Annotated in this window: 24 protein-coding genes; 5 read left to right on the forward strand and 19 right to left on the reverse strand. The window is 62.3% G+C overall.

Features of this window, described 5'->3' with window-relative positions; genetic code table 11:
* Nucleotides 1–4: 4 nt before the first annotated feature.
* A complete protein-coding gene (locus QP363_RS09130) occupies nucleotides 5–259 on the forward strand; it encodes a Txe/YoeB family addiction module toxin (RefSeq protein ID WP_070447926.1) in 255 nt (84 codons plus the stop codon).
* Here QP363_RS09130 and QP363_RS09135 read toward each other — a convergent pair whose 3' ends face one another.
* The 9 genes from QP363_RS09135 to QP363_RS09175 form a co-directional block, all read right to left on the reverse strand.
* Nucleotides 260–1,642, reverse strand: coding sequence for a protoporphyrinogen oxidase (locus QP363_RS09135; RefSeq protein WP_284764127.1), 1,383 nt, complete (start codon nucleotides 1,640–1,642; stop codon nucleotides 260–262).
* Nucleotides 1,643–2,683, reverse strand: coding sequence for a uroporphyrinogen decarboxylase (gene hemE / locus QP363_RS09140; protein ID WP_070645787.1), 1,041 nt, complete (start codon nucleotides 2,681–2,683; stop codon nucleotides 1,643–1,645).
* A gap of 38 nt (nucleotides 2,684–2,721) precedes the next feature.
* On the reverse strand, nucleotides 2,722–3,219 hold the full coding sequence (locus tag QP363_RS09145; RefSeq protein ID WP_284764129.1) for a tellurium resistance protein TerC: 498 nt from the start codon (nucleotides 3,217–3,219) through the stop codon (nucleotides 2,722–2,724).
* Complete coding sequence (locus QP363_RS09150; RefSeq protein ID WP_201828736.1) at nucleotides 3,216–3,929, reverse strand: hypothetical protein; 714 nt, start codon at nucleotides 3,927–3,929, stop codon at nucleotides 3,216–3,218. The genes QP363_RS09145 and QP363_RS09150 overlap by 4 nt, the downstream gene beginning before the upstream one ends.
* A gap of 10 nt (nucleotides 3,930–3,939) precedes the next feature.
* Nucleotides 3,940–4,917 (reverse strand): porphobilinogen synthase, encoded by a 978-nt coding sequence (gene hemB, locus QP363_RS09155; RefSeq protein WP_049154862.1) that lies wholly within the window; start codon nucleotides 4,915–4,917, stop codon nucleotides 3,940–3,942.
* An 85-nt stretch (nucleotides 4,918–5,002) separates the two neighbouring features.
* Nucleotides 5,003–6,685, reverse strand: coding sequence for a uroporphyrinogen-III synthase (locus QP363_RS09160; protein ID WP_070447915.1), 1,683 nt, complete (start codon nucleotides 6,683–6,685; stop codon nucleotides 5,003–5,005).
* A 179-nt stretch (nucleotides 6,686–6,864) separates the two neighbouring features.
* On the reverse strand, nucleotides 6,865–7,755 hold the full coding sequence (hemC, locus tag QP363_RS09165) for a hydroxymethylbilane synthase (RefSeq protein WP_070447912.1): 891 nt from the start codon (nucleotides 7,753–7,755) through the stop codon (nucleotides 6,865–6,867).
* The gene (locus QP363_RS09170; protein WP_284764132.1) at nucleotides 7,756–9,132 is read right to left on the reverse strand and encodes a glutamyl-tRNA reductase; all 1,377 of its coding nucleotides are present in this window, start codon (nucleotides 9,130–9,132) and stop codon (nucleotides 7,756–7,758) included.
* 105 nt (nucleotides 9,133–9,237) lie between these two features.
* A complete protein-coding gene (locus tag QP363_RS09175; protein ID WP_070744498.1) occupies nucleotides 9,238–9,477 on the reverse strand; it encodes a glutaredoxin family protein in 240 nt (79 codons plus the stop codon).
* Nucleotides 9,478–9,583: 106 nt separating this feature from the next.
* Here QP363_RS09175 and QP363_RS09180 point away from each other — a divergent pair, with 106 nt between their 5' ends.
* The gene (locus QP363_RS09180; RefSeq protein ID WP_284764272.1) at nucleotides 9,584–10,600 is read left to right on the forward strand and encodes an HAD-IB family hydrolase; all 1,017 of its coding nucleotides are present in this window, start codon (nucleotides 9,584–9,586) and stop codon (nucleotides 10,598–10,600) included.
* On the opposite strand, the gene QP363_RS09185 is transcribed toward QP363_RS09180, so the two are convergent.
* A complete protein-coding gene (locus tag QP363_RS09185; protein ID WP_070719002.1) occupies nucleotides 10,597–11,175 on the reverse strand; it encodes an LURP-one-related/scramblase family protein in 579 nt (192 codons plus the stop codon). The genes QP363_RS09180 and QP363_RS09185 overlap by 4 nt on opposite strands.
* A 231-nt stretch (nucleotides 11,176–11,406) precedes the next feature.
* On the opposite strand from QP363_RS09185, the gene QP363_RS09190 reads away from it, so the two are divergent.
* Complete coding sequence (locus tag QP363_RS09190) at nucleotides 11,407–12,591, forward strand: HNH endonuclease signature motif containing protein (RefSeq protein ID WP_284764139.1); 1,185 nt, start codon at nucleotides 11,407–11,409, stop codon at nucleotides 12,589–12,591.
* Nucleotides 12,592–12,710: 119 nt separating this feature from the next.
* Here QP363_RS09190 and QP363_RS09195 read toward each other — a convergent pair whose 3' ends face one another.
* The 5 genes from QP363_RS09195 to QP363_RS09215 form a co-directional block, all read right to left on the reverse strand.
* Nucleotides 12,711–12,812 (reverse strand): AURKAIP1/COX24 domain-containing protein, encoded by a 102-nt coding sequence (locus QP363_RS09195; protein WP_003855542.1) that lies wholly within the window; start codon nucleotides 12,810–12,812, stop codon nucleotides 12,711–12,713.
* A 244-nt stretch (nucleotides 12,813–13,056) separates the two neighbouring features.
* On the reverse strand, nucleotides 13,057–13,245 hold the full coding sequence (locus QP363_RS09200; RefSeq protein WP_010189818.1) for a helix-turn-helix domain-containing protein: 189 nt from the start codon (nucleotides 13,243–13,245) through the stop codon (nucleotides 13,057–13,059).
* A gap of 200 nt (nucleotides 13,246–13,445) precedes the next feature.
* A complete protein-coding gene (gene proC, locus QP363_RS09205; protein WP_284764211.1) occupies nucleotides 13,446–14,237 on the reverse strand; it encodes a pyrroline-5-carboxylate reductase in 792 nt (263 codons plus the stop codon).
* 175 nt (nucleotides 14,238–14,412) lie between these two features.
* On the reverse strand, nucleotides 14,413–15,216 hold the full coding sequence (locus tag QP363_RS09210) for a hypothetical protein (protein ID WP_284764213.1): 804 nt from the start codon (nucleotides 15,214–15,216) through the stop codon (nucleotides 14,413–14,415).
* A 9-nt stretch (nucleotides 15,217–15,225) separates the two neighbouring features.
* A complete protein-coding gene (locus QP363_RS09215) occupies nucleotides 15,226–16,155 on the reverse strand; it encodes a Ppx/GppA phosphatase family protein (RefSeq protein ID WP_012714802.1) in 930 nt (309 codons plus the stop codon).
* 33 nt (nucleotides 16,156–16,188) lie between these two features.
* Here QP363_RS09215 and QP363_RS09220 point away from each other — a divergent pair, with 33 nt between their 5' ends.
* On the forward strand, nucleotides 16,189–17,070 hold the full coding sequence (locus QP363_RS09220) for a hypothetical protein (RefSeq protein WP_070443944.1): 882 nt from the start codon (nucleotides 16,189–16,191) through the stop codon (nucleotides 17,068–17,070).
* Here QP363_RS09220 and QP363_RS09225 read toward each other — a convergent pair.
* The 4 genes from QP363_RS09225 to mshA form a co-directional block, all read right to left on the reverse strand.
* Nucleotides 17,067–17,765, reverse strand: a complete 699-nt coding sequence (locus tag QP363_RS09225) for a response regulator transcription factor (RefSeq protein WP_070443947.1) — start codon at nucleotides 17,763–17,765, stop codon at nucleotides 17,067–17,069. The two genes, QP363_RS09220 and QP363_RS09225, sit on opposite strands and share 4 nt — an antisense overlap.
* Nucleotides 17,762–19,027: a cell wall metabolism sensor histidine kinase WalK gene (locus tag QP363_RS09230; RefSeq protein WP_284764217.1), complete on the reverse strand. Its 1,266-nt coding sequence runs from the start codon at nucleotides 19,025–19,027 to the stop codon at nucleotides 17,762–17,764. Before QP363_RS09230 ends, QP363_RS09225 begins: the two co-directional genes overlap by 4 nt.
* A gap of 75 nt (nucleotides 19,028–19,102) precedes the next feature.
* Entirely contained in the window at nucleotides 19,103–19,852 is a 750-nt protein-coding gene (locus tag QP363_RS09235; RefSeq protein ID WP_070645831.1) for a phosphoglyceromutase, read from the reverse strand.
* Nucleotides 19,853–19,941: 89 nt separating this feature from the next.
* Nucleotides 19,942–21,207, reverse strand: a complete 1,266-nt coding sequence (mshA, locus tag QP363_RS09240) for a D-inositol-3-phosphate glycosyltransferase (protein WP_284764221.1) — start codon at nucleotides 21,205–21,207, stop codon at nucleotides 19,942–19,944.
* 76 nt (nucleotides 21,208–21,283) lie between these two features.
* Between mshA and QP363_RS09245 the strand changes: the two genes are divergently transcribed.
* Nucleotides 21,284–22,993 carry a long-chain-fatty-acid--CoA ligase gene (locus tag QP363_RS09245; protein WP_070711019.1) on the forward strand — a complete coding sequence of 570 codons (1,710 nt, stop codon included), beginning with the start codon at nucleotides 21,284–21,286 and terminating at the stop codon, nucleotides 22,991–22,993.
* Nucleotides 22,994–23,057 lie beyond the last annotated feature (64 nt).

Here is a 23,057-nt window from a genome sequence, read left to right on the forward strand (position 1 = left end):
CTCCATGATTCTTTCGTGGACAGAGGAAGCATGGGAGGACTACCTCTGGTGGCAGTCTCACGACAAGAAGATCCTCAAGAGAATCAATAACCTCATTAAGGACATTGCGCGAAACGGCAACGAAGGAATAGGAAAACCCGAACCTCTCAAATTCGAGTTGTCCGGGTTCTGGTCTCGGCGAATTACCGAAGAGCACCGACTGATCTATCGCATGAAAGATGCGACCATCGAGATTGCTGGGTGCAGATACCACTACTAGCTAGCTGACGAGTGCCTGCGCGGCAGCGCGGGCGCCAGCGATGACGGCGGGCACGCCAACTCCATCGGCCCAGGCGCCGGCGGTGGCGATACCGGGGACGTCGGCAAGCGCGGCACGCACAGCAGCAACGGTGGCCAGGTGCTGCTCGTCATAGCGGGGAATGCCGCCGAACCAGCGCTGCGTGTAGATCTCCTCCACGCCAGTAGCGCGGCCGTCGAAGCCGGTGATCTTCTGCAGGTCATCGAGGGCATAGTCCACCAGGTCATCCTCCTCCGCACGCACGATGGCGTCATCGCCGAAGCGGCCGAAGGATGCGCGCACGAGGAAGCCCTCGCGCTCTGCCAGGTGCGGCCACTTGTTAGAGGAGAGCGTGAAGGCCTTGGCGCGCAGGTCAGGCTCGTCGGAGGCGACGAGGATGCCGGTGGCCTCCGGAAGGGAATTGCCTTCCGGGTCCGTGGCGGAGGCGAAGTTGAAGCCGACAACCACGGAAGAAGCCAGTTGGACGGTGGCTAGTTCCTGGGCGGCCTCCGGGGCCACGGCCTTGAGCAGGCGCGCGGTCGTGGGGGCCGGGGTGGCAAAGAGCACGCGGTCGAAGGGACCGATGTCCCCCGGCGCGCCCTTGACCTCGAAGGCATCGCCCTTGCGCGTGACACCAGAGACGAAGGTATCCAGATGAATCTGCGCGCCGGACTTCTCAGCCAGGGCCTCGTAAAGCTCGGCGTAGCCGCCCTTGAAGGTGCCGAAGACGGAACCTTCGGCCGGGCTGCGGCCAGACTCGATCTGCTTGATAGCTGCCGACAGCGTGACGGGTCCTTCCTTGGCCAGTGAGTCCAGCGTGGCCGCCAGGTGCGGAACCGTGGCGCGCAGGCCCAGGTCATCGGCCGAGCAGGAGTAAACGCCACCGAGCAGCGCGGAAACCACGTGGTCTACCACGTCATCGCCATATTGCTGGCGCACGAGCTGACCCACGGAGACATCCCCGCCAATTTCCCACTCGAAGGGCTGCTCGTTGGTGATGCGCTTGTTGGTCGCCGCGGAGAAGAAGTCCTGCGGCTCAGAAGGAATACCCATGACCCCGCCCTGCGGCAGGAAGTGCAGCGCGCCACCGGTATACACGCGCGGGCGCAGCTCCGGATTGGGCTCCACGAAGGAATCCTGCAGGCCCAGCTCCGTGAAGAAGTCCACGGCGTCTTGGCGGCGGCGGATAAAGGCCTCCGCGCCCATGTCCGTGGGGCCGCCGTTGAAGGCCACGGTGTGCAGCTTGCCGCCGATGCGGTCGGCTGCTTCGAAGACAAAGATGTCGTGGGTGCCCTTCGTGTTCTGCTTGAGTTCCCATGCCGCGGTGAGGCCCGCGAGGCCCGCACCGATGATCGCGATCTTCATTTAGCCCTCCTCGTGAATGATGGCGACGGCGCGGGTAATGGCCTCCGCCTCCGTGGTCGGCAGCACGCCGTGGCCAAGGTTCCAGATGTGTCCACGCAGGTTCCCTGCCGCGCGGGCGGCATCTACTTCTGCCTTGATGGCGTGTACTTCCTTGCGCACCGCATCCTCGCCGGCGAACAGCAGAGCCGGGTCGAGGTTGCCCTGGAGAATGTCCGCGTTGACGCGGGCCGCGGCGGCATCCATGCTCACGCGGTAGTCCACGCCCATGACCTCAGAGCCGGCCTCCGACATCGCGCCGAGCAGCTCGCCGGTCCCCACACCAAAGTGGATGCGCGGCACGCGGCCTTCTGCAACCTTGAGGATCTGCTCCGAATAAGGCAGCACGAACTCGCGGTAATCGCGCTCGTTGAGGTAGCCCGCCCAGGAATCGAAGAGCTGCATGGCGTCAATGCCGGCATCCAGCTGGAGCTGAAGGAAGGAGATGATCGTCGGGGTGAGGCGTTGCATGAGGCGGTGCCAGGTATCCGGATCGGAATGCATCAGAGCCTTAGTGCGCTCGTGATTCTTCGAGGGGCCGCCCTCAATGAGGTAGCTGGCCAAGGTGAAGGGCGCGCCGACGAAGCCGATGAGGGCCTGCTTGTCGGTGAGCTCGCTCAGGATGATCTCAATGCCCTGGCGTACCTCGGGCACATCAACGTCGAGGATAGGCAGGTTGGCCACGTCCTCCTTGGTGCGCACGGGTGCATCCATGACGGGGCCGCGGCCGGGGACGATCTCCACACCGACGCCCGCGGCCTTGAGCGGGACAACGATATCGCTGAACAGGATGGCGCCATCAACATCGTGGCGACGCACCGGCTGCAGGGTAATCTCCGCGAGGAGCTCCGGCATGAAACAGGAATCCAGCATGCTGATTCCCTCGCGCACCTTGCGGTACTCCGGCAAAGAGCGCCCCGCCTGGCGCATGAACCAGACAGGTGGGCGGGAGGGCGTGTGGCCAGTAGCGGCAGCAATCAACGGCGCATCAGACAGTCGAGACATACCGTCCATTATGAATCAAAAGTTGGAGTAGGTGCCAATTAGGAGTTTTGGGCACGACGGGCCTTGATGAAAGCCGTTGAATCCGGGTGAAAGAGGAAGAAGATGGCCACCATGAGCGCCATCGGGATAAGCAACAAGAGCAGCCCGCCCACGCCCGCGATCAGCGCCGCAATGCTGACGAACATGATGTAAGCAGACACCGCGGTAATGATGCGACGCGCCCATATCGAGCCACTCGCCAGCTGCGCGGAGCACGCCGCAATGACGACGGCACCCACCACGTTGGAGATGGCCGTGAAACGTGTGTTGAAGCGGATATAGTCCACCTGCTCTGGGCTGAGCTGGGTGTTCGTCACCGATGTATAGGAGCCGAAGAGGCCCACCATCCCGGCGGTGAGCATGACGATTGCGGCGATGACACAGACCCAGTAGGCAATGCGCAGCTGGGAAGGCCAAGTGGAAAAGTCCTGCTCGCCCTGCTTCTTAGGGCGGCGTGGGCGACGGTTATAGTCCGCGGGGCCGGGGCGCTCGCTCATCGCTTGCCGTCCTTGCGGTCTTCTTTCTCCCTGTCCTTTTCTTTATTGTCCTTGTCCTTCTTCTCGCGCTCCTCCAGGTTTTCCTGGCGGCGCTGCTCCTCCATCTCCTTGCGCATCTGGCGCAGCTGCTCCATTTCGCCGGTGTATTCAAGTACCTCTTCCTTGGTGGAGAACATCAAGCCCATCACGGCCGCCACGCCGACGAGGATCTGCACGGCACCATCAAGCAGGAAGAGCCAATCCGGCGCGCTCGCCCCGGCGGGGCTGCTGATGAAGACGATGAGCACGCGGAGGCCAAAGTAGAGGGAGAAGGCAAACCACAGGCGCCGGCCAGTACCGGCTGCCTTGGAGTTCTTGTGTATAAAGCCCAGCATGATGCCCAACAGCACCACGATGGCGAGTGAAATCAGCGAGCTGAAGGCCACCGAGCCATAGCCCACGAGCTGTACGAGGGCATCGCTGACGTCCTGCCCGGACTTCTCCGCTGCGGACTCCGCCGTAGTGCGGGCCTGGGCAAAGAGCTCTTCCCTATTCAGCAGGGTCAGCACGATACTCAAGACCAGGTGCACCACCTCGAGTACCAAGGCAACGGTCCACACCTTGAGCATGAGGGAGACGGCTTCGGTGCGCTTGGTCTGCTCCTTATCCGGCTCCGTATCCTGCTTCGCCGGCCTGTGGGCCGACGGCGTAGTGTTCGGGCTGAACGTCACGATTCTCCTTTTACTTGAGCAAGCGGGCGGCGTCCGTGGCGAAGTAGGTCAGGATCTGATCCGCGCCCGCACGCTTGAACGCGGTCAAGGACTCCAGCATAACGGCCTCACCATCGATCCACCCGTTCTGGGAAGCGGCCTGAATCATCGCGTACTCGCCGGAGACCTGGTAGACAGCTACCGGCACGGAGGAGCGCTCGACAGCACCGGCCAGCACATCGAGGTACGGCAGGCCAGGCTTAACCATGACGATGTCCGCGCCTTCCTCGATGTCCAGGTCTACCTCCAGCATGGACTCGCGGAAATTGCGCGGGTCCTGCTGGTAGGTACGGCGGTCGCCCTCCAGGGAGGAACCCACGGCATCGCGGAAGGGGCCGAAGAAGGCCGAGGCGTACTTGGCCGAGTAGGCCATGATCGCAACATCCTCGTGGCCGGCTTCATCGAGAGCCTCACGGATGGCGGCAATCTGTCCATCCATCATGCCGGAGGGGCTGACCATGTGTGCACCAGCGCGGGCCTGGGAGCGGGCCATATCCTGGTAAAGCTCCACGGTTTCATCGTTGAGCACGCGGCCTTGGTCATCGACCACGCCGCAGTGGCCGTGGGAGGTGAACTCATCGAGGCAGGTATCCGCCATGACGATGAGGTCATCGCCGAATTCCTGGCGCAGCTCCGCAATCGCCACGTTGAGGATGCCCTGTGGGTCCCAGGCCACGGAGCCGGTCGCGTCTTTATCCTCTTCACGCGGCACGCCGAAGAGGTCAACGCAGGTCACGCCCGCATCGAGAGCCTCGTGCGCGGCACGCTTGAGGGAATCCAGGCTGTGCTGCTGCACGCCCGGCATGGAGGGGATGTCACGGGGTTCATTCAGACCGTCGACCACGAACATCGGGAGGATGAGGTCGGAGGGGCGCAGCGACGTTTCCGCAACCAAATCCCGAAAAGCCGGGTTCTGACGTAGGCGGCGGGGGCGGCGAGCAATGCTCATGAGTAAAAACTCTCCTTTGAGCTACGAGAAAATTGAACTACCTTCCCGACTCTAGTCGCCCCTTACCTACCCGCCCAGAAGCGGTCTACGCCGTCTTCTTGCGCGAGCGGCGCTTCTTGCGCGGAGCTGGCAGGTTGCCGGCAGCACGCAGGGCTGCGACGTGGTCAGCGAGGGCGTCGACAAGCATCGGCACATCCGCGACCTCCGGGACCACGTCCACGCGCAGGCCCACCTCCTCAGCCGCCGCCTTGGTGGAGGGGCCAATACAGGCGATGATGGTGCGGGCATGCGGCTTGCCCGCAATGCCGACGAGGTTGCGCACCGTCGACGGCGAGGTAAAGGCAACGGCGTCGAAGCCGCCGGTCTTGATCATGTCGCGGATCTCCGCCGCCGGCGGGGCCGCGCGCACCGTGCGGTAGGCCACGACATCATCGACTTCCCAGCCCAAGTCCAGCAGGCCCGTCACCAGCGCCTCGCCGGCGATATCGGCGCGCGGCAGCAGTACACGCCCCACGGCGTCGATATCCTCAACGTAGTTGGGGAAGACCTCCACGAGGCCCTCGGCGTTCTGCTTCGTCGCCGGCGGCAAAAGCTCCGGGACCATGCCTTTGGCGCGAATAGCATCGGCGGTCTTCTGCCCCACCGCAGCGAGGTGCACGCCGGCGAAGTCGCGAGCATCGAGGCCGAGCTCCGCGATCTTCTTCCACACCGCGCTCACCGCATTGACGGAGGTGAACACGACCCACTTGTAGCGGCCCTCGACAATGCCCTTGATGGCGCGATCCATCTGCGCCGGGTTGCGCGGCGGCTCCACGGAGATGGTGGGCACCGACTGCGGGATGGCGCCGTGGCCAGCCAGTCGGGCGCTCATCGCTGCGGCCTGCTCCTTCGTGCGCGGCACCAGCACGCGCCAACCATAGAGCGAACGGTTCTCCCACCAGGAATACTTCGAGCGATCATCAAAGCTGCGCCCCAGCGTGACCACGAGCTCGCCCGGCAGCTCAGCGTCAAGCTTGCCGAGTGTTCCCAGCGTGGTCTCGTGCGTGCGCTGCAGGCGCGTGGTGCCGTGGACGGTGACGTATGCTTCCGTCTCCGCGGGCATCCCGCGCTCCACCAGCTCGGCGGAAATAACCGGCAGGTCATCTGCCGTAGCTTGCAAAACCAGCGGCTGCGTCGCGGTGGCCAGCGCATCCCAGTCCGCGCCTTCCGTGATGTCGGCCTCGGTATAGGTCGCACCGAGAGCAATGCCTGCGAAGGAGGGAACCGTCGAAGGCAGAGACATACCCGGGACTACCTGGAATTCCATGCCCGCATTGGCCACGGCGGTGATCTCCGCCTTGATGGACTCACGGTTGAGCGGGTTACCGGTAACCAGACGGATCACGTCGTGTCCCTCGGCGCGCTCGAGCGCGTTACGCAGTTGCTTGACGACGTCCCCCTCGACCTCCTCAAAGACCGCCGCCGTCGGCGGTGCCGGGCGCGGCGGCTTACGGCGCGCGCCCGCTTCCTTGGCGGCGGCGCAGATGCGCTCGTACTCTTCCTCGGCGGCGTCGAGAAGCTCCTGCGGAACCGGCACCTGCTGCGCCACCATGTCACGCACGCCCTGCGAGACCCCCGGGTCGGTAACGACGTTGGCGGTCGTCTCCAGAACCTCGCGGGCGCGAACGGTCAGCAGGTCGGGATTACCTGGTCCGGCACCGACGAAGACGACTTTGCCCAGATCAGACTTACCCAGCTCAGGCTGGGTATCCGGAACGGCATTGCTCATAAGGTTCTTTTCTAGTTTGTGGATTCCGAGTGCCCCGGTGCCACCGCTGTGGCAGGCGCGGGAGTGGAGACAAGAAAGCCCCTCACTCGCGAGTTAAGGGGGCCTAAATCATTGCTCTCAATGATCGTGTGCTAGATACACACTAAAGGAAAAGGCCCCAAAGCAAAAATTACGTGCGGTTATTCCGCTGCCAGCACGTCCGCAGCGCCCTGAGCGAAGAGCTCCTTGGAGATTGCACGTCCCAATTCTTCTGCCTCGCTTGCCGAGCCCTGGGCCTGAGCGATGAGCTGACGGGAGCCGTCGAGGGCGAAGACACCGCCGCGAACGACCAGCTGCTCGCCTTCCCAGTGGGAAGTGGCAGCGACCGGCGCGGTGCAACCGGCCTCCAGCTGGGAGAGCACGGTGCGCTCGGCGCGGGTGGCAGCGGTGGCGGGGGCGTCGGCAAGCAGAGCAATGGCCTTCGCTGCCTCAGTTCCCTTGACGGCCTCGATGGCCAACGCGCCCTGCGCGGGTGCGGGCATGAAGACCTCCGGATCGAAAACCTCGGTGGCGCGATCAGCATAGCCCGCGCGCACGAGGCCAGCGTAGGCCAGGAGGACGGCGTCGAGCTCGCCGCTGGTGACCTTGCCCATGCGGGTATCGATATTGCCGCGCAGCGGACGGATGTCCAGGTCCGGGCGCATAGCGCGCAGCTGACTGATGCGCCGCGGCGCGGAGGTACCCACACGTGCGCCTTCCGGCAGCTCCTTAAGGGTCAGACCATCGCGGGCGATGAGCGCCTCACGGACGTCCTGGCGCTGCGGCACCACGAGGTCGAAACGCTCGTCGGCAGCCGTGGGCAGGTCCTTGAAGGAGTGCACTGCGATCTCACACTCGCCGCGGTCGACGGCCTCACGCAGGGCCTGCGTAAACACACCCACGCCGATGCGCTCCACAGGAGCCATGTTGACGTCACCCTGCGTGGTAACGATGTGCAACTCGGCCTCATAGCCTTCCTGCTGCAACCACTCCTGCACGTGGCCCGACTGAGTAGTGGCTAGGAGGGATCCTCGGGTACCGATCTTCAACATCTATGCGTCCTTTTCTTCCTTAGTACGTTCCGCGGCTTCCATCTGCGCGGCATCCGGCAGATCTGCCATGTCTACTGCTACGCCGCTGCCCTCCAGGTGGAGTCCAAAGAGTTCCTGCAACGCGGTCTCATGGCTTACGGTGCCAGAGTTAGCTGCGAGCTGCTTCGCACGAACCGTGGGCTCGTGGAGCAGCTTATCCGCAACGCGCTTGAGCGCGCGATTGATATCTCCCATCTGGCGCTCGTCCAACTCGGGGTGCTTCTGCTCCATCCGCGCTACCTCGCACTGGACCAGGTTTGCCGCCCGCTTGCGCAGTGCCGATACGGCCGGGACGACGTCGCGGACGCGCTGCTCGGAAGCATAGGCTTCCAGTTCTTCACTGACGATGCGCCGCGCCTGCGCGTGTGGGCTGCTACCCGCTGCCAGATCGGTATCGGCCGCCTGCAGCGAGTTGTTGAGACGTTCGATATTGACCAGGTCGACTCCCTCGGCTTCTGCCACGGCGTCATCAATATCGCGTGGCAGGGACAGGTCCACGAGCATGAGTTCGCGGTCGGCCACGTGATAGCGCTCGACGTCGGCCGCCGTAATAGTGAAGTCCTGGGCTCCGGTGGCGGAGATCGCCACGTCCACATCGCGCAGGGCTTGGGCGCGTTCCGAGTATTCAATAACGTCTGCGTACACGCCCGCCTCATGGGCGTGCTGCGCCACGCGCTCAGCGCGGGCAATGGTGCGGTTCGCAATAATCAGGTGCGCCCCCAGACGCCCCGCGTGCGTTGCCGCCAGCGAGGCCATTGCACCTGCACCCAAGATGAGCACGCGCTTGCCCGCGAGATCTTCCCTGCCCATGCGGCTCAGCGCCTGATCAAAAGCAAAGGAGACCATGGAGGAGCCCGCCTCATCGATCTCAGTTTCGGAATGCACCCGCTTGCCGGTACGCAGCGCGGACTGTGCCAGCGCGTGGATGCGCGGGCCGACGGTTCCTTGCTCCGAAGCAAACTGGTAGGCGGTGCGCACCTGGCCGATGATTTGCTGCTCACCCACCACCATCGAGTCCAAGCCGGAGGCCACCATCATGAGGTGCTCGGCGGCGGCGTCGGCATAGCGCACATAAAGATAGGAGCGCAGCTTCTCCTCCTCCACCCCGGAGACGTCAGCGAGGTTGCGCACGACATCCTGCACGCCGGTGTGGAAAGAGTTGGTGACGGTATAGACCTCGAGGCGGTTGCAGGTGGAGATAATCATTGCCTCGCTCAGCGAGCCCGCCGACACCATGGCCCGGCAGGTGTGGTTCTGCACGGTCTCGTCCATGCTCAGCTTTTCCAGCAGCGCCACCGGCGCCGACTGATGCGACATGCCCACGACGAGCACACTCATGCACTACCCTCCAGTTTTGTATCATCCCTTTGGATGACATAGGTCATCCAAAAGACTACTAGTCTTCAGCTCGTTTCCGAAACTCGCGGACGCGCCGGAAGAAAGCTACTCCGCCAACGCCTGCGCTAGCTCCTCATTGTCCACTTCCCAGCAAGAGAACTCCTCGCCATCAATCACCACAACGGGGACCCGATCACCATATTCCATGGCCAGCTCCGCATCCTCATCGACGTTGCGCACTTTAAGCTCTGCCCCAGCCTGCCGGACCACCGGGGTAATCTGCTCCAGAACGCGCGCGCAGGAGCCGCACGTGGTACGCACCATCAGCTCGACGACGTGAGACATTAAGAACTCCTCGATAGGACGTAGAACGGTTCGCGGTTTACTATGGACACGTTAGTCTTCCCGCCTTATGAAAGCTGAACGCGTGCCTCTCCCGCTCCCTCCTGGTATGCCCGATTCTCCCCGTGAGTTCCTTGCCAATTGGACCGCAAGCAGGGGAAACTTGCGTAATTTCCTGGAGCAGCAGGCTTTCGCCCCGCTGGGTGAAGAGCACCAGAGGGCGGCCGGTGAGGCGTCGGCAGCCGCGGCGGTAGAGCACCTCTTCGGCATCGACCTGGATGCTTTTTCTTCTGGTGTGGATTCCGTTCGGGGTTCCTTCGAATCCGCCGGCGCGCGCTCCATCACTGAGCCCGACCCAGACATCCCCCAGGACACCGGCGCTGCCGCCTTCTTCGACGTGGATAACACCTTGGTCCAGGGCTCTTCGCTCGTGTCCTTCGCTCTGGGGCTGGCACGCCGCCGCTATTTCAAACTTTCTGAAATCCTTCCCATCGCATGGAAGCAGCTAAAATTCCGGATTTCCGGTTCGGAGAACGCCGCCGACGTGGCCGCAGGGCGCGTGCAAGCGCTCGAGTTTGTCAAGGGCCGCTCAGTGGAGGAAATGGTGGCTTTGTGCGAGAGCATCGTGGACCAATCCATGGCCCGCAAGGCCTACCCGGGCACGAAGCAGCTGGCGCAAATGCACCTCGACGCTGGCCAGCAGGTATGGCTGGTCACGGCCACCCCCGTGCAGCTGGCGCAGATTCTGGCGCAGCGTTTCGGTTTCACGGGCGCGCTCGGCACCGTGGCGGAGGTCAAAGATGGCCGCTTCACCGGCCGCCTCGTGGGCGATATCCTCCACGGGCCGGGTAAGAAGCACGCCGTGGCGGCGCTCGCCACACTGGAGAACCTCGATCTTGAGCGCTGTACCGCCTACTCCGACAGCGCCAACGATGTCCCGATGCTTTCCATGGTGGGAACCCCCGTGGCCATTAATCCGGATTCCAAGCTGCGCGATATTGCAGAGGAAAAAGGCTGGCTCATCCGCGACTACCGCTCCGTGCGCAAGGCCGTGCGCACTTATGGCCTCCCCGCGCTAGCCACCGCGCTCTTCTCCTATGGCAGCTGGCGCTTCGTGCGCCGCTAACTGCTGCTCTGCGCCTTGGTGCGCAGCATGTCCATGCACATGACCGCACCAATCAGCCCGGCATGCTGTTGCGGGTCAAGCCCCGGCGCAATGCTGAGGCGGTACGTATTCTTCCCAGCGAGGAACCGGCCCACGCCCGCCCACTCATTGCGAACTTCCGCTAGAGGCTGGCCTTGGCTAGTAATCGTGATATTCCAATCCCAGACATCGCCTTCAATCTCGATCTCCGGGAAGCCCTCCATTTCCAAGCTCAGGCGCGTCTTCAGGAGGGAGAATTTTTTAGTTACGACCGCCATGGGCTTCTCGACGCCCGGCAGGTACACCTCATAGGTATCCCGCACGAAGTTCGGCGGATCCTTAATCACCATGAGCGGCTGCTGCGGATTACCTTGCTCATCGGTAAAAGCAACCTCGAGGCTGCGGGAGGAGTTGAAGAACATGTCCTTCAGGCTCGTCGACTGCAGAATCGTCCCGACGGGCACGCCTTGTTCATCGGCGATCAGGAATTCATCCTGCATGAAGGACTTGGTCTGTGAGATAACCAGGCTGTCAAGAGTGAGGAGTCGAGGCAACATAGTTCGCCATTTTACGTACGCGATGAACTCTGTGGGGTGAGAAGGATGACACTCCCCACGTGGTATTGACAGCAAATACACGCTCTATAACCTTCATCCAGATACCACCATATTTGCTGGTCAGGATAGATGTCCGGGGCATGTTTTATAGTACTTTTAGAACATATAACCGAGATTCTAACCCCGGGGGACACCGTGAATACCGCTACCCAAACCGCCTACTTTTCCCATATGAATCCTGACTGCGCCCTCGCTGTGGAGCGCAGCGCCGCCCGCCGCGCAGACTACCGCTCGTGGGTAGCTGCCATGCCAGACCTCGATGAGGATTTTGATGTCGCGTGCCAGAGGCTCGTCGCCAAGCTTGGTGTCGGCGACTATACCGTGAGCGAATGCTGCCTGGCCGTGCACCGGCTCACGGAGCTCCCGCAGGTCAAGGCGTTACAGGACAGCCAGTTCCTGCTGGATATGAAGGCCCTCATCACCATTGACCGCACCCTGACAAAGCTGGGCGCGTTGCCGCCAGAAACGCTCGCGCTTATCGACGATGCCCTGATCACCTTCTTCACCCCCACCTCCCCGAATCAGGTCTTTCCCACCCCGGCGCAGATTGGGCGCAAACTGCGCGATATTTGCAAGAGTATTGACAAGACTTTTAGCTTTCGCAATTCCCCGCAGAAAGATACGTATACCTTCACCGATACTGGCCAGCGCGGCATCCTTGAGCTCAATACCGATAGCGCCACGGGCATGATTCTGGATAGCTACATCAAACAAGCGGCAAAGGAGAACGGACTCTCACAGGCTGATGCCCTGAAAAAGCTCATCGCCGGTAGTATCTCGCCGCCGGCGACTGTCATTCTGCACACCTACCAAGCCAGCGATATCGACAACGCCCCCACCTTCGTCCAAGGCCATGGGTGGACGTCACAGGACATGCCTGTCACGCGCACGCGCGACCTCTCCTCGCAGCCACCGGAATCGCGCAGCTACATCGCCTCGGAGCTCATCCGCACATACGTGGAAGGCCGGGATGGCACCTGCCGCGCTCCGGGGTGCAACCGGCCGGCCTACCTGTGCCAGATGGACCACCGCGTCAACTACGCCGACGGCGGCGCCACGCACCCACGCAACCTGGCCAGTTTGTGCCAGCACCACCACAATATGAAGACTGATGGGCGCGCGCACTACATCATGGACCCGCACACCGGGGACATCGTGTGGCTCTACGAAGACGGGACCTGGGCTATGACGGAGCCGACTGGCCCGCTGGCACAGAAGACGAAGCGTTGGGCACAAACAGTGGCCCAAAAGATTTCGGCCACCCGCGAGCGCGCCCAGCAAGAAGCTAAGGAAGCACAGGCCGCTGCCGAAGAACCCCGTACCCCGACCTCCCCGCAGGAGGACATTCCGTTCTAAGCGGCTCCCGTCGTCTGAAACGACGGCGCAGTCATCCGAAACGGCGGGAAGGAGAAAAGATAACAGAAACTCCCCGCCACGATCCTGAAAGGACCATGCGGGGAGTTACAGGCGAAGCTTTACTTGCCCAGCTTGCGACGCTGAACGCGGGTGCGACGCAGCATCTTGCGGTGCTTCTTCTTGGACATGCGCTTGCGGCGCTTCTTGATGACAGAACCCATAGTAGGTTTCCTCACTTTCGGTATCAGTACGTACGTAAACCGGCCGGCAACGCCTGGAATGAAACCACACACGGTGCACTCGTGGCGGCCCCTGCGAAACAGGGAGACACAGGCATACCAGTGCCGAAACGAATGTTCACTATCTTACCTAGCGGCCTGCCCAGCACCAAAACTAAGGGCAGCGCCCACCGCCGCGGACCGCGAGTGGTCCGCAGTGGTGGGCGCTGCCAGAAAGAGGTGAACGCTAGGCTCCGTATACGGAAGCCTCAAGGTATTCCTTGACGGCAGATTCGTGGACGCGGAAGGAGCGTCCCACGCGCACGGCCGGCATGTCACCTGCATGAACCAACCTGTACACCGTCATCTTGGAGACACGCATGATCTCCGCGACTTCGGCAATGGTCAGGAAAGTTCCCTTATCTTCATTCGTCATAGTTTATTTAACCCTTCAGCACGTGACGCGCTGTAGGCTTCCCCTCCCACAGGACTATCACGCACGCGCTCCTGCCAGCTTAGCGTGAAACGTGTGACTAATGCGACCCAAGAGCTAATTTTTTCCTCTTTCGCACCGCTGTTCCCCATCAAGCCCGTGTGACAACATATGCCACAGGGCTACCAGAACGGCGGGAAATTTTAAGCAAGTTCCTGCGCACGCTGGGTGCATGCTTCGGCGGCACGGAAGAACGCGCCCCGCAGGCCAGACTCCTCAAGTTCACGAAGCGCGGCAGCAGTGGTTCCCCCCGGGGAGGTTACCCCTGCGCGCAAAGCCACCGGATCCTTGCCGGATTCAGCCAGCATGGTGCCCGCGCCTTGGGCGGTGCGGGTGGCTAACTTTTCGGCGACGTCACGGGTGAGGCCGAGCTGCACACCGGCGTCGATCAGCGCTTCGGTGACAAGGAAGTAATACGCGGGGGCAGAGCCTGCCAGTGCGGTGGCGGCGTCGATGTGCTTCTCCTCAATGACAGCAACCTCGCCGACGGCTTCCAGAAGCTTGACCACGCCAGCCTGTTGCTCTTCGGTGACGTGGGAACCACCCGCGCAGGTGCACATGCCCTTGCCCACCAACATGGGGGTGTTCGGCATGACGCGGACGACTGACACGCCCTCGCCGGCGGCCTTCTCCAACGTATCGAGGGTAAGGCCGGCAGCCATGGACACAACCACGGCCGTCTTGGGGATGTCGAGGCCTTCAAGGAGCTCCTCGATGGCATAGGGCTTCACGCACGCGAAGATGTATTCCGCGCCGTCGATAGCCGCAGCATTATCGCTCGTAACCGACACGCCATAGGCGCTCTTTAGCTCCTCGCTGCGCTCGGAACGACGGTTGGTCACCACGATGTCCGCGGCGTCATAGCCCGCATTCACCAGCCCGGAAACTAGGGCTTCGCCGATTTGTCCTCCACCAAGTACTGCAATTTTTGTCATGCTATCCAGGGTGCCAGAAAGGCTAGGATGCGGCCACCAGGTCAAGGCTGTGCACACAGGCTGACACCGCGCATGCAAAAGGCATCTGCCAGAAGGCGTTTTCAGGGCAAAGATACCTTTTAACAGATGCCTTGTGACAGATGCCTTATGAGAAGGTGTCCTATGGAGCTGGCTCTTACATCACCACGAGGAGCGGGCCGAAGGTCAGCACCAGGCCGGCCACGGCTGCGAGGAACATGGATAGCCCATCGCGGCTGGTACGCAGTGCGTGGACGATGCCAACGATGACACCGGTGACAACCACACCAAGCACCAGAACAACGAGGCGGTCGAAGCGATCCCAGAGGATCTCGAAGCCCTTGAACACGATGGCGCCGAGCACGATGCCCACGAGGGCGAGCAGGACGACGGCGAAGGGGTTGAGCTTGTCTTCGTCTTCCTCGTCGTAGTCCTCGTCATACTCGTCAACGTCCTCATCGACTGCCTCGAGCTCACCCGTGGTGAAGGTGTCCTCGGCGGCGTCCTGCGGCTTCTCATCGACCGGTGCGGCGGTCTTTACCTCAGGCTTCTCTGGCTCGTCCTTGACCTTTTGGATGACGCGGGTGTCATCATCAGAAGGCTGGGAAGGCTTGGACTCGGACTCCGCGGGCTTCTCCACAGGAACGGCAGCGGCCTGGGGCTTGTCCACCTTCTGGGCTGCTTTCTGCTTGGCAGTCTCCTTCTGTGGAGCTTCCTGCTTGGGGGCTTCCTTCTTCGGAGCAGGAATCACCGGGGCCGTCTCATCGATGGAGACGTTCGAGTGCTTTGCCTCAGCCGGGGTTGCCTTCACCTTTTCGAGATTGCCGGTCAGCTCCGCAACTGAGATGCCGCCTTCATCGAGGCTCCGGCGACGGCGGCGCGGGGTCTTCTCCTCGCCGGGTCGGTCCTTCGCGTTACGGGCCAGCAGCTCCGCAACTGTCAACTGTTTCTTGTCAGCCACGTTTCTTTCCTATTCCAGTCCCTTATCGGTACGGCGCAAAATGACACCTTCTCGGAGAGCCCAGGGGCAGATCTCCAGCTTTTCGATTCCCAGGGCACGCATGCTCGCCTCCGCCACTAAAGCACCGGCGACGATCTGATGCGATCGGGTAGAACTTACACCCTCAAGGTCCGCCCTGTCAGCTGCAGTCATACGGGAGATGAAGGAAATCAGCTGACGCAAACCCGGCGCCGTAAGGGTGCGTTTGACGTAGGGACCCGCAGACGAGGGCGCAGCACCGGTCAAACGGGCCAGCGTACGGAATGTTTTCGAGGTTCCCACGGCCAATCCCGCAGGGCCCAGGGCGCGCATCTTATCGGCCACGCCGACCAATTCCGCGTCAATGTAATCCCGCAGCAAATTTACCTTGGACTTCTGCGGAGGATCGGTATCAAACCAATTATGAGTCAGGCGGCCAGCTCCCAAGTCGAGGGAGAAAGCCATTTCCGGATGCTCATCGGTACCGGTGGACAGCTCCAGCGAACCGCCACCGATATCGAGGTTGGTGATGCGGCCAGCGGACCAGCCATACCACCGGCGGGCGGCGAGGAAGGTCAAACGCGCTTCCTCCTCGCCCGACAAGATTTCTAGGCGGACGCCGGTTTGCTTCTCAACTTCATCGAGAACCTTGGCCGAGTTCGTGGCCGAGCGCACGGCGGAGGTAGCAAAAGCGATGAATTCATCACAACCCAGCTTCTGGCCCAGCTCAGCGGCCTCACCCACGGCGGAGATGAGCTTCTTCATGCCCTTCTCGTGGATGTTGCCGTCCTTGTCTAGCTGTTCCACCAGACGCAGCGGGGTCTTCCAATCGCTCATCGGCGAAGGCCGCCCACCGGTTGCGGCGTCGACCGCAACGAGGTGGACGGTATTACTTCCGACGTCTAATACACCTAATCGCACGCCTCTAGAGTAGTAGGTCTACCGTGGGTAGGTGTGAATCGCCCGAAATCGAATGAAGTTTACCTGGGTTTTCCCGCCTCCTCCCCGGCGGCGGCGTCCATCTTGGCCGGCCGCGAAAAGGCCCCCGATTTTCCTAGAGAGTGGTTTGAATTTACGGATCCAAACGATCCACTCCACGTCTTTTCCATCGACCTGACCTGGCTCGAATCGCACTATGCCTGCCAGTTTGGGACGGAGAGGTGCCACGGCATCGATAAGCAGCAGCCCGATGTCGGCTGCTGCGTGCACGGCGCCTACATGGCTGATGAGACGGATCGGGAGCAGCTTCGCGACGCCGTCGCGCGCATGCCCGCCCGCTTCTGGCAGCACCGCCCTGCGGGGGTAGATGAGTTCCTGGAACACGGAGAACCTGAGGAGTTGGAGCCCTGGCTGGAGTGGGATGAGCTCGACGGCGATGATGGCGAGCCGGAACCGGCCCTGAAGACGCCGCTTGTCGACGGCGCCTGCATCTTCGCCAACCGCGCCGGCTGGCCCACGGGCGCGGGCTGCGCTATCCACCAATGGGCGCTCGAGGCGGGTGAGGAACTCACCGTGGTCAAGCCCGAGGTGTGCTGGCAGCTGCCGATTCGCCGGCACGAGGACTATGAGGAGCGCCCCGACGGGGAGGAAATCCTGCGCACCACTATCGGCGAATATGACCGCCGCGGGTGGGGTAACGGCGGCGAGGACTTTGATTGGTATTGCTCGGCAGATCCCTCCTGCCACATCGCGGAAGAACCGCTGTGGAAGTCGCAGAAAACCGAGCTGATCGCGCTACTCGGAGAGGAGTGCTACGACATCCTGGCCACACACTGCGAGGCCCGGGCACGGTCCGGAGTCGAGTTCCCGCGGCACCCGGCTGACCCCCGCGTTTAAGCCTCGAACTTATAGCCCAGGCCGCGCACCGTCACGAGTTGCTGTGGGCGGGAAGGTTCGGCCTCAATCTTGGAGCGGAGGCGCTTGACGTGAACGTCGAGGGTCTTGGTATCGCCCACATAATCCGCTCCCCAGATGCGGTCAATGAGTTGGCCGCGAGTCAGTACACGTCCGGCGTTGCGCAGTAGGTATTCGAGGAGGTCAAACTCCTTGAGCGGCATGGATACCGGCTCGCCGGCCACGAGAACGGTGTGGCGCTCCACATCCATGCGCACGCGGCCGCCTTCCAGGATTTGCTCGTCGGGCTCCTCCTCGGCGTGCTCGGAAGAGACATCTTGGCCACGGCGCAGCACAGCGCGGATGCGGGCGATGAGCTCGCGGGAGGAATAAGGCTTAGTCACATAGTCATCCGCGCCGAGCTCCAGGCCCACAACCTTGTCAATCTCCGAGTCGCGCGCGGTCACCATAATCACCGGCACAGAAGACGTCGTGCGCAATTGCTTGCAGACGTCCGTTCCAGACATTCCCGGCAGCATGAGGTCCAGCAGGACGATGTCTACGTTATGTGCCGCAAACTGTTCGAGCGCGCTGGGCCCGTCGGGGGCGAGGAGAACGTCGAATCCCTCCTTTCGGAGGAGGAAGGCGAGGGGATCGGCCAGCGACTCTTCATCTTCAACGATGAGGATGGTGGTCATTGCGCTTTATCCTTTCGACGAGCTGCTACACGCGCCACAGCGCGCTGCAAACCAGGGGCGGCAGAGCTGACGGCTCCGTCTTCTATATTATCCCGGTTAATAAGATTATCCGCTGGCTTCTCTTCGGCGTATATAGGGAGCTCGATAGTAAACGTCGAGCCAGTTCCGGGGCGTGACCACAGCTTGATATTGCCGCCGTGATTAGCCACGACGTGCTTCACAATGGCCAATCCAAGGCCAGTCCCGCCGGTCTGCCGGGAGCGTGCCTTATCCACGCGGAAGAAGCGCTCAAATACCCGCTTCTGGTCTTCCGGAGCAATGCCGATACCGCGGTCCGTGACTCGGATGTGCACGACCTTCCCGCCGACGACCTTCTGCGTCACCGATACCGGAAGCTCATCCGGCGAATAGTGGATGGCGTTGGAGATCAAGTTTGAGATCGCCGTAACCAGGAGGGATTTATCTCCCATCACGTGGACTCCTGCGGATTCGCCGCGGGTGAGCTGGTTGTGGTGGGAATCGGCGGCAAGCTGGTTGCGGGTAATGGCCTCATCGATGACGTCATCGAGGACAAGCGGCTCCATTTCTGGCAGCGCCTCCGCACCTTGCAGCTTGGAGAGGGAAATGAGCTCGCTGACCATCTCAGCCATGCGAGCGGCTTCCTTTTGCACCCTGCTGCCGAAGTACTCGACGTGCTCGGGATCCCCCGTGTCTTCGAGGAGGGCCTCGGCTAACAGGGCGATGCCGCCGACTGGGGTCTTCAGTTCGTGCGACACGTTAGCCACGAAGTCACGGCGGGCAGATTCCATGCGCACCGATTCGGACTCGTCGGTGCCGTAGACGATGACGAAGCGATCGTCGTTCAGCGTCAGCGGCTGAACCACCGCGCGTACCTGGATTACGCGGTTACCGGTGCGCCGCTTGGGAATGGCAAGATCCAGCGTTCGGGTCTCCTTATCGTCGAAGACCTCCTCCGCGACCTTCCAAATATCGGGGTTCACGGCACGGTCGTGCACCATCGACATTTGATGGGACGCAGGGTTGGAAAAGATGACCTCTTTGTCGCGCGAGAGCACCGTCATACCGGCCGGCGAGCCCGCCACGGCGAGATGCAGGACCTGGCTCACGCTGGTGACCTGGTTGGCATCCGCATCGCGGACGCGGCGGCGCTCCATGCGTTCACGGAACCGAGTAACTACCGGAATGGCCAGGCCACAGGCCACCACGCCGGCAAGAAAAGCTAAAACCAGTTCCACAATCATTCACGCCCCTACAAAGAATCCCCAAGGAGTATATGCTCCCTGGGGATTGTGCGCAGCACGCAGCTTGCTCGGTGTTTAGTTCTTTCCACCCTGCGCGGCCACGGCGGCAGCGCCGGCAGCAGCAGCTTCCGGATCCAGGTAGGTGCCGCCCGGGTTCACCACGGAGCCGTCCTCGGTGATCTCGTAGACCAGCGGGATACCAGTTGGAATATTAAGGCCGGCAATCTCCTCATCGGAGATCTGATCCAGGTGCTTGACCAGCGCGCGCAGGGAGTTGCCGTGTGCGGCGATGAGAACGGTCTCACCCTTCTTGGCGCGCGGGAGGATCTCCTCCTCGAAATAAGGAACGAAGCGCTCGACGACATCCTTCAGGCACTCGGTGCGCGGAACCTGATCCAGGTTGGCGTAGCGCGGGTCACCGGCCTGGGAGTACTCGGCACCATCCTCCAGCTCCGGCGGCGGGGTGCCGTAAGAACGGCGCCATGCCATGAACTGCTCCTCGCCGTACTTATCCTTGGTCTCTGCCTTGTTAAGGCCCTGCAGGGCGCCGTAGTGACGCTCGTTGAGGCGCCAGTCGCGCACAACCGGGATCCAGTGGCGGTCCGCAGCGTTGAGCGCAATATTGGCGGTGCGGATGGCACGGCGCAGCAGGGAGGTGTAGACGATATTCGGCAAGATACCCTGTTCCTTGAGCAGCTCGCCGCCACGCTTGGCCTCGCCCTCACCCTTAGCGGTGAGGTTGACATCAACCCAACCGGTGAACTGGTTAGACTCGTTCCATTCGGACTGTCCGTGTCGAAGTAGAATCAGCTTTCCGTTACTCATAAACACCAGCATGCCACGTTTTTCGGCGGCTCGCCTGTGAACCCGAGCACATCACCCCTAAGTGTGGGTTTATGCCCATTTATGTGGGATTAGTATCCGATTGCCCGGCGCGCATGACAGTCCGGAATCTCGATACTCATCGCATCGGCATAAATATTCTCCAGCTGGGTGGCGGCCGCTGCCCAACTGAACTGCTGGGCGTGATCGACGGCGGCTTCGCCCATGGCGATGCGGCGGGGGTCGTCGTCAAGCAACTGCTCTAGCGCGTCAGCCCAATCCTGCGCTGAATGGGAGTGGACGAGCAAGCCCGTGTCACCATCCGCGACGGCAATAGGCAAGCCGCCGACGGCCGCTGCCACCACGGGCGTTCCGGAGGCCTGCGCTTCCATGGCTACCAGCCCGAAAGACTCGTTATAGCTGGGCACCGCGACGATATCCGCAGCTTGATAGATGGCCACGAGCTCCTGCGGCGGGCGCGGGCTCAGGAAGCGCACGACGCGCTCCACCCCCAGCTCGCGAGCGAGGTTATGGTAGGCATCCGGCGAGGAATTCGCCCCGGAGGCACCGCCACAGATGATCACGCGCAGGCGGCGATCCGGATCGCGCTCCATCAGCTCCGCGGCGGCGCGGATGAGCACGTCGGGGCCCTTAAACTTTTGCAGGCGGCCCACAAAGGCCACGACTTTGGTGTGCAGCGGGATGCCCAGCTGGCGGCGGGCGCGCTCCGTCATGCGGTCTGTACCCGGGGTATACAGCTCGGTATCTGCACCCGGGGAGACCACGACGATATTCTCCGGCGAGGCGTCGTAATGCTCGATCAGATCGCGGGTTTCCTGGGCGGTGTTGACCACCAGGATGTCGGCGTTATCCACCAGTTGCTGCTCGCAAATGCGGCGGGCTTCGGTTTCCGGGGTGTCATCGAGCGTACGGTGCACGTTCTTCACCGCAGCCAGCGTGTGTGCGGTGTGGACAAGAGGGACGTCCCAAAGGTCACGCAGCAGCCAGCCCACCTGGCCGGAGAGCCAGTAGTGGGAGTGGATAACGTCATACTCCACCTCAAAACAGCGCGCGAAGTTGAAGACGCCGCCCGTGAACGCGGCCAGCTGCGTGGACAGTTCCTCCTTGCTGAGGCCTTCATAGGGTCCCGCCACAATATTGATGACGCGCAGGCGCTCCTCGACGTCCACCACTTCCCCCTGACTGGGGCGCGTGGCGCGAGTGAAAATATCGACCTCTACGCCGAGGCGCGCGAGCTGGCGGGCAGTGTTAAGAACATAGACATTCATGCCGCCCGCGTCCCCGGAACCGGGCTGTTCAAGGGGCGAGGTGTGCATGGAAATCATCGCGATGCGCATAATTTTCCAGTGTATCCCGAAACGAGCCGCGTTATACTGGCCCGTACCTCAACCTACGCGACCGAAAGGTGAATCGATGTCGGCATACGAGTCCAAGGCGTGGCTCCAGTACTACCCGGAGTGGACCCCGCACAGCTTGGAGTACGGGGACACCACGCTTCTCGACGTTTACGACAACAACCTCGCGCTCCACCCCGACAAGCCGGCAACCTACTTCTTCGGCCGCACGCAGACCTATGCCGAGCTGGACAAGCAGGTCCGCCGCGCAGCCGCCGGCCTCCGCGCCTTCGGCGTGCGCCCGGGAGACCGCGTTGCCATCGTCGCCCCCAACTGCCCGCAGTTCATCTCCGCCTTTTGGGCCGTACTCAAGCTGGGCGCCATCGCGGTGCTACACAACCCGCTTTACACCGCCCACGAGCTGGAGGGCCTGTTTAAGAACCACGGCGCACGCATCGCCATTGCATGGGATAAGACGGCCTCCACGTTGGAGAAGCTGCGTCCGACGACCTCCCTGGAGACCGTCGTCTCCATCAACATGATCAACGCGATGCCGACTCCGCAGCGCCTAGCCCTGCGCCTGCCTATTCCGCCGCTGAAGTCCAAGCGCGATCAGCTCACCGCCCCGGCCCCGAATACGGTGCCGTGGGAATCCCTCGTGGGCAACGCGATCGGCGGCGATGGTTCCGATGTCATCACCCCGGAGGAAGTCACCAAGGACACCACCGCGCTGATCCTCTACACCTCCGGCACCACTGGTAGCCCCAAGGGTGCGGAGCTGACCCACGGCAACCTCTTCTCCAATATCTTGATGGGCAAGCACTGGGTACCGGGCCTGGGCGATTCCCCTGAGCGCATGCTCGCCGCCCTCCCCTTCTTCCATGCCTATGGCCTGACCATGAACGCCACCTTGGCGCCGCTCATCGCCAGCGAGCTGGTGCTGCTTCCGAGCCCGCAGATGCCGCTCATCATGGATCTCATGAAGAAGCACACCCCAACCTGGGTGCCGGGTGTGCCGACCTTGTACGAGCGCATTGTGGCGAAGGCGGAAGAAAACGACGTCTCCCTCGATGGCGTGCGCGCGGCCTTCTCCGGTGCCTCGACCCTGCCGGTCAATACCGTGGAGAAGTGGGAAAAGTACACCGGTGGCCTGCTCGTGGAGGGCTATGGCTTGACGGAGTGTTCGCCCATCATCGTGGGCAACCCCATGAGCAACGACCGCCGCCCCGGCTACGTGGGCATCCCCTTCCCGGATACCGAAATTCGCATCGCCAACCCGGAGAACCTGGATGAGACCATGCCGGACGGCCAAGAAGGTGAGGTCCTGGCCCGCGGCCCGCAGATTTTCAAGGGCTACTTCGGCGATGAGGAAGCCACCGAGAAGGCCTTCCACAATGGCTGGTTCCGCACCGGTGATATGGGCGTGATGGAGGAAGATGGCTTCATCCGCTTGGTCAGCCGCATTAAGGAAATCATCATCACCGGCGGCTTCAATGTCTACCCCGGCGAGGTTGAGGAAACGCTGCTGGACCACCCAGACGTGGCGGAGGCCGCCGTGGTGGGCCGCCCGCGTTCGGACGGCTCGGAGGACGTCGTGGCCTGCATCGTGCTGAACGACGGCGCCGCGCTCGACCCCGAAGGCCTCAAGGACTACTGCCGCGAGCGCCTGACCCGCTACAAGGTGCCGCGCACCTTCTACCATTTTGAGAAGCTGGCCACGGACCAGCTGGGCAAGATTCGCCGCCGCGAGGTTCAGGCGGATCTACTGGAGCGCCTCAAGGCTGAATAATAGCGCTGCATAACCCCGGAGCGATCCCTGCGCGATAGACGCATATCACCGGGGTTATAATATT

This window comes from Corynebacterium sp. UMB6689 (assembly GCF_030215295.1).
GTDB lineage: Bacteria > Actinomycetota > Actinomycetes > Mycobacteriales > Mycobacteriaceae > Corynebacterium > Corynebacterium aurimucosum.

Bases quoted from the DNA above. Each gene is read 5' to 3' on its own strand.
- QP363_RS09130 (WP_070447926.1), top strand. From the start codon at position 5: ATGATTCTTTCGTGGACAGAGGAAGCATGGGAGGACTACCTCTGGTGG.
- QP363_RS09135 (WP_284764127.1), bottom strand. From the start codon at position 1,642: ATGAAGATCGCGATCATCGGTGCGGGCCTCGCGGGCCTCACCGCGGCA.
- hemE (WP_070645787.1), bottom strand. From the start codon at position 2,683: ATGTCTCGACTGTCTGATGCGCCGTTGATTGCTGCCGCTACTGGCCAC.
- QP363_RS09145 (WP_284764129.1), bottom strand. From the start codon at position 3,219: ATGAGCGAGCGCCCCGGCCCCGCGGACTATAACCGTCGCCCACGCCGC.
- hemB (WP_049154862.1), bottom strand. From the start codon at position 4,917: ATGAGCATTGCTCGCCGCCCCCGCCGCCTACGTCAGAACCCGGCTTTT.
- QP363_RS09160 (WP_070447915.1), bottom strand. From the start codon at position 6,685: ATGAGCAATGCCGTTCCGGATACCCAGCCTGAGCTGGGTAAGTCTGAT.
- hemC (WP_070447912.1), bottom strand. From the start codon at position 7,755: ATGTTGAAGATCGGTACCCGAGGATCCCTCCTAGCCACTACTCAGTCG.
- QP363_RS09170 (WP_284764132.1), bottom strand. From the start codon at position 9,132: ATGAGTGTGCTCGTCGTGGGCATGTCGCATCAGTCGGCGCCGGTGGCG.
- QP363_RS09175 (WP_070744498.1), bottom strand. From the start codon at position 9,477: ATGTCTCACGTCGTCGAGCTGATGGTGCGTACCACGTGCGGCTCCTGC.
- QP363_RS09180 (WP_284764272.1), top strand. From the start codon at position 9,584: ATGCCCGATTCTCCCCGTGAGTTCCTTGCCAATTGGACCGCAAGCAGG.
- QP363_RS09185 (WP_070719002.1), bottom strand. From the start codon at position 11,175: ATGTTGCCTCGACTCCTCACTCTTGACAGCCTGGTTATCTCACAGACC.
- QP363_RS09190 (WP_284764139.1), top strand. From the start codon at position 11,407: ATGAATCCTGACTGCGCCCTCGCTGTGGAGCGCAGCGCCGCCCGCCGC.
- QP363_RS09195 (WP_003855542.1), bottom strand. From the start codon at position 12,812: ATGGGTTCTGTCATCAAGAAGCGCCGCAAGCGCATGTCCAAGAAGAAG.
- QP363_RS09200 (WP_010189818.1), bottom strand. From the start codon at position 13,245: ATGACGAATGAAGATAAGGGAACTTTCCTGACCATTGCCGAAGTCGCG.
- proC (WP_284764211.1), bottom strand. From the start codon at position 14,237: ATGACAAAAATTGCAGTACTTGGTGGAGGACAAATCGGCGAAGCCCTA.
- QP363_RS09225 (WP_070443947.1), bottom strand. From the start codon at position 17,765: ATGACCACCATCCTCATCGTTGAAGATGAAGAGTCGCTGGCCGATCCC.
- QP363_RS09230 (WP_284764217.1), bottom strand. From the start codon at position 19,027: ATGATTGTGGAACTGGTTTTAGCTTTTCTTGCCGGCGTGGTGGCCTGT.
- QP363_RS09235 (WP_070645831.1), bottom strand. From the start codon at position 19,852: ATGAGTAACGGAAAGCTGATTCTACTTCGACACGGACAGTCCGAATGG.
- mshA (WP_284764221.1), bottom strand. From the start codon at position 21,207: ATGCGCATCGCGATGATTTCCATGCACACCTCGCCCCTTGAACAGCCC.
- QP363_RS09245 (WP_070711019.1), top strand. From the start codon at position 21,284: ATGTCGGCATACGAGTCCAAGGCGTGGCTCCAGTACTACCCGGAGTGG.